Origin of the sequence: Leptospira broomii serovar Hurstbridge str. 5399, from assembly GCF_000243715.2 — a bacterium.
GTDB classification, from domain to species: Bacteria; Spirochaetota; Leptospiria; order Leptospirales; family Leptospiraceae; genus Leptospira_B; species Leptospira_B broomii.
The window spans coordinates 142,502-155,492 of the sequence record NZ_AHMO02000004.1 but is presented as its reverse complement, the minus strand read 5'-3'; the positions used below and the strand labels follow the sequence as shown (position 1 = coordinate 155,492).

Genomic DNA, 12,991 nt, shown 5'->3' with positions numbered 1-12,991 from the left:
TAGTCGGGATTTATTTTTTCAAATAACCGTTTTCCCTGAACCAATCTATGGCATTCTTAATAGCAATTTTAACTGGGGTTTGAGGAAGCCCAAGCTCGCGAACTGCCTTAGAACAATCGAAAAATTCCTTTGATTTCCCGATCCTCACTTCGGACGCAGTTGCAATCGGATGTTTTTTTGTGATGGCTGCTCCTAACTCGAAGATATAGCCCATGCCCAGGGCTACATAATATGGAATTTTGATTCTAGGCGGCGTGACTCCTGCGATCTCTGCTATAAGTCTGAAATACTCCGATAAAGTTAAATTTTCGTTTCCGAGAAGGTACCGTTCTCCGACCCTTCCTTTTTTAGCCGCGAGCAGGTGACCTTTCGCAACATCCGACACATCGATAAGATTTGTGCCTCCGTCGATGTACCCTGGCATCGCTCCTTGAACAACGTCGATGATCATCTGACCTGAGGTGGTTGGCTTCACATCTCCCGCACCGATAACGAGAGTGGGATTCACGACAACTATGGGCAACCCCATAGAAACGAACTTTAAAGCTTCCACCTCGCCGAGGTATTTTGAAATGGAATAATGATCACCGGATTTCCAATGATTGAACTCTGCAGTCTCATCCGCCGGAATCTCCCCGTGAGCGCCGATTGTGTTACCGGTGCTTGTATAGACCACTTTTCCGACTCCCGCATCCAAAGCTGCTTTCATGGAAGTTTTGGTTCCTTCCACATTTACCTCGTACGGTAATTTTTTATCGAGTGTCCAGTGAGCGAAAAAAGCAGCGGTATGATATAAGGTGTCACATCCCTTCAGCGCGGATCTCATGGCGCTTCCGTCGCAAATATCGCCGTAGGCAACTTCCACATCTAGTCCGCTCAAACCTTTGGTATTGGTTGATTTGCGAATCATAACCTTTACTTCATGACCCTCTTTCAGCAATTCGCGAACTATAGCAGAACCGATGAAACCGGCAGCTCCAGTGACTAGTTTTTTCATAATCCCTCAGTCTTTCCGAAATTTTATTTCCTGGAGGCAAAGCGGACGACATCGAGATGTCTTTTCAAAGCTAACTCCATAGGCAAGATTCAGATCGCATCCAACTCTTTGTGTCAAGGAGGAAACCTGAAAATAGTCGGCTTTTGTCGAAATATCTACTCTAAGAATATCTATTGAGTGCCATAAAATGGCAATACAACTGTTATTTAATAATCAATGATCATTTTTATTAAACGTTTGTTGACTTTTTGGTCAATCCGTCCCGAATGGGCGACGGGTATGAAGACACAGAAGCAATTATCCGGAAATGACAATTTAATCTTGGCCGTAGACTTAGGAACATCGGGATGTAAGTCAGCGGTTTGCACACTTGACGGACGAATCCTTTCCTGGGCTTACAGAGAAGTGGAACTCATGATTCTTCCGGGTCACGGGGCGGAACAAAGACCTGAGGATTGGTGGACTGCATTATTAGAAACCTCGCGTACCGCATTGAATGCATCGGGAGTCGATCGAAGCAAGGTACGCGGAATTTGCTGCTCCACCCAAGGAGAAGTGACCGTTCCTGTAGACGAACAGGGCCAAGAACTTATGAATGCGGTCCTCTGGATGGATATGAGAGGAGCGGAACATATCCAAAATCATGCGGGTGGCCCGGTAGCCGGCTACTCCCCGCGAAAGCTCTGGAAATGGATTCGACTCACGGGAGGCGCACCGTCCCTATCCGGAAAAGATCCGGCAGCTCATATGCTTCTAATCAAGAATGAATTTCCCGAAGTTTACGAAAGAACCTATAAATTCCTAAACGCATTAGATTATTTGAATATGAAACTGACCGGAAAGTTTGTTGCTACACCGGATTCGATTCTTACGTCTTGGGTAACGGACAATCGCGATTCCAACCGGGTTCGCTACGATTCCAGCCTGCTCACTTTAAGCGGGATCGATCCGAAAAAATTTCCCGAGATCGTCCGATGCACCGATATCATAGGAGGTCTTCTGCCCGAAGTCGCTTCGGCCTTGAAGCTTCCTTCCGGAACTCCCGTTATTGGAGGAGCCATTGATGTTTCCGCGGCGGCGATCGGATCCGGAGCAGTCGTCGACGGGGAGGCACACCTGTATATCGGAACCTCGTCCTGGATTGCGGCTCATGTTCCAAATAAAAAAACCGATATCATTTCATCCATGGCATCGGTGCCTTGTGCGATTCCGGGGAAATACCTAATGACCGCGATGCAAACTACCGCAGGCGCTAACTTAAGCTTTCTTAAGGACAGGATCTTGTATCATCAGGATGAGCTCCTCCGAGAAGAGCATGTATCCGACGTGTACAAGATCCTGGATCGTATTGCCGCAAGAACACCTGCAGGAAGTCGGGGTCTTCTTTATATGCCTTGGTTATATGGAGAAAGATGTCCGGTGGACGATCTATCTCTCCGGGGAGGCATGGTAAATCTTTCCTTAGAACATAGTAGAGAAGATATTATCCGAGCTTTCTTGGAAGGAGTGGCGTTGAATACGCGCTGGATGCTAAAGCCGGTAGAGAAATTCCTGAAGAAAAACTTGTCTTCCATAACTATCGTCGGCGGAGGCGCCACTTCCGACGTATGGTGCCAAATTTTCGCAGACACCCTCGGCATTCCGGTACGCCAACCCGAAGCCACCGTGCAATCGAATGCCAGGGGCTCGGCCTGGATCGCAGGGATAGGCCTCGGACTATTAAAATTTTCTGATATTCCGGAATTAATTCGAATAAAAGCCGAATACCAACCGGATCAAAAAAACAAGAAAGCAATGGATGAAATGTTCGCCAGATTTATGCAATTGCACGATGCCTTAGGTCCTCTATATAAAAGCTGGAACCGGGAAAAAACTTTGATAGTGCATGGGAAAAAAACCGCTTAAAATCACGGGGAAATCGTTATGAAACAAATTAATTATTACAGACCTTATCGATGGATTGTTCTCGCGTCCTATATGACCGTGATCGGAGTCAGCCAAATGATCTATTTGAATTTCGTTTCTCTGATGACGGAAGTCCAAAATCTGTACGGTGTTTCGGAATTGTTAGCCAGCGCATTGACGGTTTGCAATCCTCTGATGTTCACCCTGGTTTCAATGCCTGCGGGCGCTATGACCGATCGGAAAGGATATCGATTCACAATTCGACTCGGCCTCGCTATCATGTCCATATTTGCGTGCATGAGGATCTATACCGGAAGTTTCTGGCTACTTCTCATTTGCCAAATAGGAAACGCGATCGCCCAACCCTTTATCATGAACGGAATTACAAAATTAGCAGCCGACTGGTTTGCAGAAGAGCAAAGAGCGGCCGCAACGGGCTTAGGAACTGCCGGAATGTTCGCCGGTTTAGCTCTTGGGTTTTCCCTTCCACCTCATATTAATCAAAGCTTCGGCTTAAGTGGAACGATGTTGGTTTTTGCAATCATTGCGATCGTTTTAAGCCTGGTTTTCTTTTTACTTGTAAAAGAAAACCATATAACGGAACCGGAAGAAACGGCTCAGCTTCGTTCTTTTACCGCATTGGCGGAAGTCGTACACATCGTCAAAGATCGTTCCATCATGACCATCGTCTTAATGGCATTTATCGCTTTTGGATTCTTCAACGGTCTCACCACTTGGCTGGAAGGAATACTAGGACAGAACGGCGTCGGTGCGACGGACGTCGGAAATATTGGCGGGGTAATGATTCTCGCTGGTATTATTGGCTCGTTAGTAATTCCGACAATCTCCGATTTCATAAAAAGGAGAAAGCCTGTTCTACTCTTCTGCGGAATTTCAGGGATTGCATTGATCATGCCTCTTTGTTTAAGTAGCGATCTTCCTTTACTTTATCTTTACGGCGGATTAATAGGTTTCTTGTTTTTACCCGGCTTCGCTCTTCTCCTTGTAATGTCCGAAGAAGTCGCAGGACCAAAGAGAGCCGGCGGAGCAGCAGCAGCCATTATGCTGGTTGGTAATGCGGGCGGAGTCATCATTTCCGTCGCCATGGCTCTTTTAAAGAGTGACACCAGTGGTTGGAGACCCGCAGAATACTTTATTCTAGGATTATTAATTATAATCTTTATACTGGCCCTCTTTACTTCAGAGAGTTTTCGCTCGGAGAAGGTTACAATTTCATAATATATTAAGTATTTAACCCGGGAAATTTTCTCTATCATTTAAAATCCGCCCCGAATCGATGCCAAGACCTCAATATGGAGCCACTCCGCGCGAAACAGTCAGGAAGGATTACGATGAAACGGAAATCAAATCCGCTACTCCCGGGAGGATCAGTGAAACTAGGCTAATGTCGAGTTTTTACGACCGACGCCGCGATGCGCTTAGACCCTGCTCTCCACATATTCGGGCAAATAACAACGTAAGTAAGCGACTGCCGCCCGACCTGCTTCTCGAACCATTTCATCGGTGATTTCGCCCTGTTCTCGGAAAGAATATCGAAAGACAGAATCAATCAATGCAACCGCAATCCCTACCTTGCGAGCCGCGTCCGGCCAAGAAGGAAGTGCAAAACGATCCATCACTTGTCGGAGAGCTATACTCGCAATTTTGGAATCGAGTTCTTTGCCGATATGCATCGTCTCTTCATTGCGAACCCCATAAACGACACGCATCATTGCAGGATCCTCCCTAACAATAGCGATGGCTTCCGCAGCAAGAAAATACACGTAGTCCTGCCAGCTCTCGAATTGTGAAGTATCAACCTGGGACAATCTCTCGGCCACAAGTTCTGCATGAACGAGCCTTAGGCCAAGATAGAGCGCACCCATATTCGGAAAAAAATGATAGGCCGATGCCCTTGGAATGTCGGCGTGCTCGCAAATTTTTGCAAACGTAAGGGACTCCGGTGGGTGCTCTCGCAATAATTCTCTCAAAGCCTGAACAAGAGCAGCTCTTCGCTTACGTCCTTGGGGGCTCGTTTTAAAATCCCCTCCATTCAGGGAGTCGTCAGGGGATAGTTCTTCCAATGATTTCGGCATTTCTATTACCGACAAAAATCGACATTTGGATCGATTCAAGTCCATTTTTAAGGATTTAAAGCGAAAATTACTCGACAATAGCCGACCCGCCCTTATTCTAGACTCGACGTTTGCCGAGTTTTCATGAGTATGGAAGGAGCAGGAAACATGAAGAATTTAGGATTTAAAGCGGTGCGTGCCTCGATCGTAGCCGCCTCCAGGAAGCTAGCCGATCTCGGTTTTTTTGCGGGTATCGGGGGAAACTTGGCCGTAAGGGTCGACCCCGAACTTATGGCCGTTACTCCATCTGCTTCCGACTATTACAGTATGAAAGATGAGGATATATGTATTCTCCGAATCAAAGATTTGAAATTAGTAGAAGGCAATAAACATCCTACGACCGAAAGCGGAATGCACGCGGCTTTTTTAACTCGCAGACCTGATTTGCAAGTAAGTCTACATACCCACCAACCTCTAGCCAGCGCAGTTACTTTACTCGGAATTGACATGCCCATCGAAGGTGCGGAAGCACGTGCAAGTCTTGGCGCATCCTTACGCCTCGTCTCCTATGCGCCTTCCGGAACTATATTTCTAGTCAACGCGTTTAAGAAAAAAATACGAAAGGATACGAATGGATATCTCTTACGAAACCACGGCATAGTTTGCGGGGCAAAATCTATAGACCGGGCGATCGAGAATGTTCTGCTAGCGGAAAAACAATCCGCAAACTTCCTTCGTTCCCGTATAAAGAATAATCTGAGCTTCTCGGAAATTTCCCCCCTTGTTGTTCATCAGGCACTTTCAATCCTGTAGATAGGTTCGACTATCTACATTCATAAAAAATCCGACTTTCCGACTGGAGGATAGTATGACTACGATCGTAAAAGAAAAAAAACAAACACAGGAAATCTTACCTCGAGCAGAGTACGCAATTTCAGAATGGCACGACACTACCGAGATTTTCGAGCGACTTAAAGTTTTGTTAAAATCTCCGCTCAGACCGATTCGACGAGACAAGATGAACGGGGTGTTAGACTACTTCAATCATAAATGCAAGCAATCTAGAGAGATCGCGTCAGCGGCGGAAGCGGTAATCCCGGGCGGTGTGCAGCATAATCTAGCATTCAATTATCCTTTTCCCCTGGCAATAGACCAGGCAAAGGGCGCCCATCTACGCGATGTCGATGGAAACACTTATATCGACTTTCTCCAGTCCGGTGGCCCCACACTTCTAGGATCCAATTACGAACCTGTCCGGAAAAAAGTTATGGACCTACTCAATGAGTGCGGTCCTAGCACGGGATTGTTACACGAATACGAGGTGAAACTTGCCGAGATAATCTGTAAGAATATGCCCGGAATAGAAATGTTCAGGATGCTAGGTTCCGGAACCGAAGCAGTCATGGGAGCGATTCGCCTTGCGAGAACCTATACGGGGAAGCGCCATGTTATCAAAATCGGAGGCGGTTATCACGGATGGAGTGATTCGATGGTATATGGGATGCGGATTCCGGGAACAGGTCGGCGCGAAGCAGCGGGAATTCCTAAAGGTGCAACCGCTTCTACTGAAGAAAGCTTCCCCAACGACCTAGGAGCAATTCGTCGAAAGCTCTGGTTAAATCGGCTGCGAGGAGGAACCGCTGCCGTAATCGTAGAACCTCTGGGCCCTGAGAGTGGAACACGCCCGGTTCATTTCGAATACAACCAACAATTGCGAGAATTATGCGATTCGTTCGGAGCGTTACTGATTTTTGACGAAGTGGTTACCGGTTTTCGGATCGGCTTAGGCGGAGCCCAAGGCTTCTTTGGCGTTCGGCCGGATCTGACTGTCCTTGGAAAATGCCTGACCGGCGGGTATCCAATGGCCGGAGGAATTGGAGGACGTAAGGAAATCATGATGTTGCTTGCCGGAGGAATCAGTGCCATGGGCAAACGAGCTTTTGTCGGTGGAACTCTATCGGCCAATCCATTATCCTGCGCTGCCGGTTATTTCTCTATACAAGAGATGGAGCGCACAAACGCCGCAGTCAAAGCCGGTCGGGCCGGTGATCGTCTTTGTAAAGGCCTGCAAGAGATAATCAATCGAATGGGATTGCCTTACGTTGCTTACAACCAAGGCTCTATCGTTCATCTACAAACTTCGGGAGTACTTCTCATGTCTCTTCGAAATCCGTTGAAAGTTTTAAGAGAAGCGAAAGAGCGCAAGCATCTCATGGAAGAGATGGGAGCTGCCTATACCGCTCACGGTATGATCACATTAGCCGGAAGTAGAATGTATACTAGCATGGCAGATACGGATGAGGTCATCGACGAAGCTCTAAATAGATTCGAGTCGGTATTCCGACTTACTTAATAGAACAAAATTAGGAAACGAATGATGAAATCAGTACCAGCGACGAAAAATTCTAAACAAGAACATGGATCTACCGACCAGAAAGACTTAATGAATTTATGGCATAGGCTGGAAGCAAAGGGTCTCTTGCAAACCGGAGAGGCAAGTCTATCATTCAGACTTCCTGGACAAGAGCCTCCTGCCTTCCTGCTTATCGATAGAAAGAAAGGCAAAGGAGCAGAAGTAAACCAATTCACCATTCATAACCCATCTGCATCAATCGAAGCGGGCGCCGTTGATTCGGAAAGATTAGCTTTGATTCACTTTCATGCAAGCTTATACTTGAGCAGGTCCGATATTGGAGCCATCGCCTGCTTTCAACCTATTTGGGGATCGCTTCTTAAAACGCTCAAAGACCCGCTTCCCCTTGTTTTTGACGAGCAATGCCGCCAACTCGGTGCGCCTGTCGTTCAAATAAATCGACATGCCGACGGTTCCGTCATCGCCGATTCGGTTTTACTCAACGGAGCAAACGCTTTCCTGAATCAAGAGGGCGTGTTGGTAACAAGCGTAACCCGCGAGAAAGCGATATATAATTGCGAGTTGATTGAAAAATGCGCCAAGGCGTACTTATTAGCTTACGCAACAGGCGGAAAGATACGCCGCATCCCTTGGTTTATCCGTTGGATTGCAAAAAGTCGGTTAAAAAAAGATGAACGCCGCGCAACAGAATCTTACATTCGCGGCGAAATACCATCCGGCTTTACCGCATACTAATCGGACCAGGTGAATATGGATTATAAAAACAAAACAATTTTAATAACAGGTGCATCCTCCGGAATAGGAAGAGCGCTTGCCGTCCGCCTCGCCGATTTTGCGAATAATATCGTCGTTACCGCACGACGAGGCGACCTTCTCAAGGATCTTCAGCGAGAAATCGAATCCAAAGGCAATAAATGTCTTTTTTTTATCGGAGATGCAACGGATCCACAGCATGCGGATCTGGTCGTTTCCGAAACGATAAAAGGGTATGGAAAAATCGATATTGCCATTCTAAACGTAGGAGCAGGCCCGGCTTCCAATACGATCAAGGATTCCAGGGAAATCATTCTAGGTAAGATGAGAACAAATTACGATAGCTTAATAAACTTTTTCGTTCCGATTCTTGCAAAAATGAAATCGCAAACTACACCTTGCATGATTGCACACGTCAATTCTCTAGCGACCTACTTTGGAATTCCCATGCAAGGGGATTATACTGCGGCAAAGGCGGCCGGAAGAATTTTTTTAGACACCGCGAGAATGGAATTAAAGCACTTCGGTTTTAAACATATTCGTATCCAAACAATCCACCCGGGTTTCGTGGCTACGCACGCCGTTAAAGACGATGGAATTCCAGCTCCCAATGAAATTAGCGAGGAAGAAGCTGTGCAATTCATATTGAAAGGATTTCGTTCCGAAATTCGAGAGAATCGTTTCCCTTTTGGAACTGCATTAGCGGTCCGAATTGGACGGATAGCGCCAGTATGGCTGAGAACCAAAATCTTATTGTCGGAAGCGGCAGCAGACTATTAAGAGAACGACATTCTTGACTCGATTCGTCCGCGGGTCTTACTGCGAAAGAGGGGCTAAGGAAGGCAATCATTGAAGGCTCTAAATGGGAAAAAAAGGAAACACAAAAAAAGAAATTGGCTTCCTCAGGCGGAAAGAATATTATCGATCCTTCAAACGTCTCTGCCTTTATTTGCACAAGAAGGTTTAGAGGGGACCAGAACAAGTTCATTATGTAAATCCGCCGGCATTTCGGTTGGACTTATTTATAGGTATTTTCCTAGTAAGCAAGATTTGTTCGCGGAAGTCTTGGAATATTGCCTAAGGCTATCAAATGACCCGTTTAGAAATGCCGTTTTTAATTTGGAACCGGGATCGGATGCGATCGCATTTCTAATTAATACCTTTATTACGGATATTTTTTCAAAACATAAAAATGAAGAAGCCAAACTCGCTCAAAAATTAATTTTAAGAAATATGAGCACTGATGGAAAATTTGCAAAAAAATATATTCGAAAAAGATTAAGAAGTCTTTTTCCATTAATGAAAATTTCTATAGAAGTTTGCATAAAAAATAAGGAACTTCCTGGGGATAGATCTTGGAAAAATTGGAGGGACGTGACTTGGATCATCCGTCATCTTTTGATCGTATTTTCTTTTTTTCCTTTTTCCTTCCCGAAGCAGAAACTGTATTCGGACAGAATCGAATCCCTTCGATTGGAATCTGTTCGATTCTGTCTTCTAGCGATAGGATTTTCTCCCGAATCCACGGAGGTGCTAGTGAAAAAAGTGGCGAAACAATCTGCACTTTTAATTTAAGAATATTGATAGTGTCCCTGAATTTTCGCGCAATTAGAATTCAAGATAAAGTATTCGAGTCGTGAGCTTTGAAATTTTTAACTCTTTTAACTTCTCGATGTTAAGGCATTTTTTAGTTCCCCACTTAGTAGAGGCCATGTAAATGAGTCGAGCGGTTGCTAACATGACAGCGGACTTACCTTCAATCATGCGCTGGCCGGTATTCTTTAAACGTAGAAATCTTTCAAATCGTTGAACATTTCATACTAACACGCGACCTCGATCGAATACAAAGGAAATAACCTTCCGGTTCTCATATTCCTACTCCATTAAACGTTCGCTGCGAATACCAAAGAAGCTTATTAATAGACGCTATTGAAGAATTGTTCGAAAATTTCCGCGTTCTTAGAAAGTATCGATCGGAACTATAATTACGTTGAATTATTCTAAGAGGAATTAAGGCGAGAAAGAAAGCTCGTAAGTCTATTCGTAAAAATAATCGAGTTTTCAAAATTGAAGGCAGGCGACGAGAACGAAAATCACGCGGTCCACTCCTCGCCGACAGAATAAATAGGATATTGCAAGCTTATTTCGATAGACAAAGCTTTGCAACATGATAGATCCACTTCTCTCGCCTTTAAAATAGATCCGGAAAACATAGTATCTTGAATGTGCGGTCCCTTTAAAATTCCGAAAATAAATTCGTTCGAACTCAATTTCAATGCAATATCTTTATCGATTAAAGCCGAAATACGATGACTAGAAATAGAAGATACCGGGCCACTGAAGGTCTTTTCATTACGGTTCGCAACGATGAAAAACCCCGAGAATTGGTCTTTATCTGAAAACCTATTCAATAAACAATCTTCCATCCTATATAACCCTCTCAATCGTAAATATTAAATAGGACTTAAAAAACTAAGTGAAATAAACGACCTCCACAAATAAGATCACCGGTTCAAATTAATTTTTCTCAGATTAAGGAATGATCGCAAATTACCAATAAAACCGATTCTCTAATGAAATTTCTATCCGTCTCACTATGCAAAAAGAAGTATAAGTTAGGATATTTTGATTTGTTCAAAGAAATATTTGGGGCGCTTTTTTAATTATCTGTGGCAGTTATTCTTTAAATTCTCAAGTTTCCCATCGAATTACCCTAAGAATTATACAACCAAGGCTAACTCAGATTTAACAAAGTCCTTTGTTGCACCATCTTAATTTCCCTGTGAGTGACAAATTTGTTATAATCGTCAATCCAATTATGAAGCTTCTGAAAAACTTTGCAAATTCGAAGTGTCAATTCTAACGAATCTCGTATTAGTCTCCCGGTGGATATTTTAGAATTGGACCAGATAAACTGGATTTACAAAACAGATTGAAATTAACTTGAATCGACTTAATCGAATTTAATCAATTCTTTATGTAATCTATCTGTTATAATTAATTTTTCGCATTTAGGATCTAATCCGACAATTGACCGCTTAGTCCTAATACCGTCATTCTATCGATAATTGGAATTATATTGAAAAATTGAATTCCGAGAATTATTTTCACTCGACTAAGCGATTCAACAGTGTCCATTCGTACAATTTTTCCTGCGAAATGAATATCATCTATGGAATGCGCTGAAATGATTCCCACTATTTTTTCGTGGATCTTCAATGTTTCCGTACTTTCATAATCTATAATTCCAATACCATAGTCGGAAAAATCGAATACTCTGCCCTTGATTGTGCCGTTTCCACTGGCTGCTAAAACCATCATTTCGCCTACTTCTGACGATTTGATTCTTTTCCCGCTTCTTCTATCCTCTTCCATGTTTAGAAATCCCCCGTAACACTTGATAAATAGTATTTGATACCATTGAATTTTGCCTTTATTTAACGTACTGATTTTTCAATACGAAGTAATTTCAAAATTACGCTAAGTTCAACTTTGCAAAATATTCCAAGAATTACAGAAAAATTGTGCTGCCAAACAAGACATATCGCTTAAGCGCTTCAATCATAAGACAGCCATATTTACGAAAATCTTTCGCTCGGATTTACTGACTTTAAAAGAAAAGGAAGAATGTTGATTAACTAGTGGTCCGTAAAGGATAACTGCCTCATCCCTTGGATATTTCACTCGATTTGGCCGGTCTGAATAAATTTGCAATAATCTCCCGGAGGCCCTCGGCCATTCTTGTCATCGGAAACCTTCGATTCCTTCCAATGACTTTCGCGAGATCATTTTTTTACGAACCGACATGACCGCTTCCTTGAGTATCTCTACTTCTTCCGTTTTGCGTCCAAGTAGTCGTTCTAAGGTCCTAATCCTTTACTCTAGCTTCTTTGCTTCCGATTCGGAAATCAGATTTTCTTCGTTCTCGATCCCTTTATTTGCACCGTTTTCCATAAACCGCCTCCACTGGAAGAGCTGATTTGGTGCTATATTGTGCTTTCTGACAACTAAGGAAACAGAATTTCCCGGCTCATACGTTTCTCGGATGATTTGTTCTTTTTCCCGAACTGACTATCTGCGTCTTCGCAGAACAGATGTGATTACCTGAATCTCCTCGTTACTACTGGTAATATTCATAGTCTTACTCCTATAACTAAAGAGCTAACTTTGATGTACGGTTTTAAGTGGGGGAACTACAAAATCAATCAACCAAACGAGCACGTATTTAGCGCTTTGATTGAAATTATTCGTTTCGATTATAGCGATATGAACCCTAAACGATTAGCAAAATTTGAGATTAACAAGCGGGTTTACACATTGAAAGAGGTGCTCTTAAAAGGTAAATTCGCAATAAAACAAGTATGACTTAGAATAAAGTTATATACGACATTATTACTCAATCCTTATCCAACCCACTTCTCCACCTCCATCTAAATTCCTCTACTAATTTCCAACTGAAAGGCCTTTAAATCTCCCGAGAATCTGCCTCATTACGATACATTCCTGCAAGGATAGGTGATTGTTTTCCTGTAGAAGCCAGTTATCCATTTTTTCGTTGAAGCAGAGTCGCTTTAAATAAACGATGGCCTCACGCTTTAGGGTGGAAGCAGGGTGAAATTCCCTCACTGTCCCGCAACTGTAATCAAAATAAATACCTTTTAATAATCTGGTATTAATTTTTGTAAGTCAGGTCTTCCCAACGAAATCGACACTTCGAGGTTTAAGTGGTTTCGTATCTTGTATACGCATAATGCGATTACAAGGGGTCCCCAAAAGCATACTGCTTAGGGACCTTTGTGATTTGCATTAAACGAAATCAACCTTTCGTTTTACTACGATCATAGTTGATTATGACGAAACTTCAGCTTCGTCTTTCTTCATTAATCT

General features: G+C 43.6%; 10 protein-coding genes and 1 pseudogene. 7 read left to right on the top strand and 4 right to left on the bottom strand.

Annotation, left to right across the window (positions count from 1 at the left end; all coding sequences use genetic code 11):
* Nucleotides 1-10: 10 nt before the first annotated feature.
* A complete protein-coding gene (gene hpnA / locus LEP1GSC050_RS00820) occupies nt 11-997 on the bottom strand; it encodes a hopanoid-associated sugar epimerase (RefSeq protein ID WP_010569170.1) in 987 nt (328 codons plus the stop codon).
* Between the two features lie 279 nt (nt 998-1,276).
* Between hpnA and LEP1GSC050_RS00815 the strand changes: the two genes are divergently transcribed.
* Together LEP1GSC050_RS00815 and LEP1GSC050_RS00810 are read left to right on the top strand one after the other, a co-directional pair.
* Nucleotides 1,277-2,902: a xylulokinase gene (locus LEP1GSC050_RS00815; protein WP_020986984.1), complete on the top strand. Its 1,626-nt coding sequence runs from the start codon at nt 1,277-1,279 to the stop codon at nt 2,900-2,902.
* Nucleotides 2,903-2,920: 18 nt separating this feature from the next.
* On the top strand, nt 2,921-4,141 hold the full coding sequence (locus LEP1GSC050_RS00810; RefSeq protein ID WP_020986979.1) for an MFS transporter: 1,221 nt from the start codon (nt 2,921-2,923) through the stop codon (nt 4,139-4,141).
* Nucleotides 4,142-4,341: 200 nt separating this feature from the next.
* Here LEP1GSC050_RS00810 and LEP1GSC050_RS00805 read toward each other — a convergent pair whose 3' ends face one another.
* Nucleotides 4,342-4,998 (bottom strand): TetR/AcrR family transcriptional regulator, encoded by a 657-nt coding sequence (locus LEP1GSC050_RS00805; RefSeq protein WP_020986919.1) that lies wholly within the window; start codon nt 4,996-4,998, stop codon nt 4,342-4,344.
* 147 nt (nt 4,999-5,145) lie between these two features.
* Here LEP1GSC050_RS00805 and LEP1GSC050_RS00800 point away from each other — a divergent pair, with 147 nt between their 5' ends.
* The 5 genes from LEP1GSC050_RS00800 to LEP1GSC050_RS00780 all read left to right on the top strand — a co-directional run bounded on the left by LEP1GSC050_RS00800 (nt 5,146) and on the right by LEP1GSC050_RS00780 (nt 9,679).
* The gene (locus tag LEP1GSC050_RS00800) at nt 5,146-5,790 is read left to right on the top strand and encodes a class II aldolase/adducin family protein (protein ID WP_010569167.1); all 645 of its coding nucleotides are present in this window, start codon (nt 5,146-5,148) and stop codon (nt 5,788-5,790) included.
* A gap of 55 nt (nt 5,791-5,845) precedes the next feature.
* A complete protein-coding gene (locus LEP1GSC050_RS00795) occupies nt 5,846-7,330 on the top strand; it encodes an aspartate aminotransferase family protein (RefSeq protein WP_020986961.1) in 1,485 nt (494 codons plus the stop codon).
* A 24-nt stretch (nt 7,331-7,354) separates the two neighbouring features.
* Nucleotides 7,355-8,086: a class II aldolase/adducin family protein gene (locus LEP1GSC050_RS00790; protein ID WP_010569165.1), complete on the top strand. Its 732-nt coding sequence runs from the start codon at nt 7,355-7,357 to the stop codon at nt 8,084-8,086.
* Between the two features lie 15 nt (nt 8,087-8,101).
* Nucleotides 8,102-8,884, top strand: coding sequence for an SDR family NAD(P)-dependent oxidoreductase (locus tag LEP1GSC050_RS00785; protein ID WP_010569164.1), 783 nt, complete (start codon nt 8,102-8,104; stop codon nt 8,882-8,884).
* Between the two features lie 69 nt (nt 8,885-8,953).
* Nucleotides 8,954-9,679 carry a TetR/AcrR family transcriptional regulator gene (locus LEP1GSC050_RS00780; protein WP_010569163.1) on the top strand — a complete coding sequence of 242 codons (726 nt, stop codon included), beginning with the start codon at nt 8,954-8,956 and terminating at the stop codon, nt 9,677-9,679.
* 1,443 nt (nt 9,680-11,122) lie between these two features.
* Here LEP1GSC050_RS00780 and LEP1GSC050_RS00770 read toward each other — a convergent pair.
* Both LEP1GSC050_RS00770 and LEP1GSC050_RS21265 read right to left on the bottom strand, forming a co-directional pair.
* Nucleotides 11,123-11,479 carry a PilZ domain-containing protein gene (locus LEP1GSC050_RS00770; protein WP_010569161.1) on the bottom strand — a complete coding sequence of 119 codons (357 nt, stop codon included), beginning with the start codon at nt 11,477-11,479 and terminating at the stop codon, nt 11,123-11,125.
* Nucleotides 11,480-11,980: 501 nt separating this feature from the next.
* Nucleotides 11,981-12,241: pseudogene (locus tag LEP1GSC050_RS21265) on the bottom strand (transposase).
* Nucleotides 12,242-12,991 lie beyond the last annotated feature (750 nt).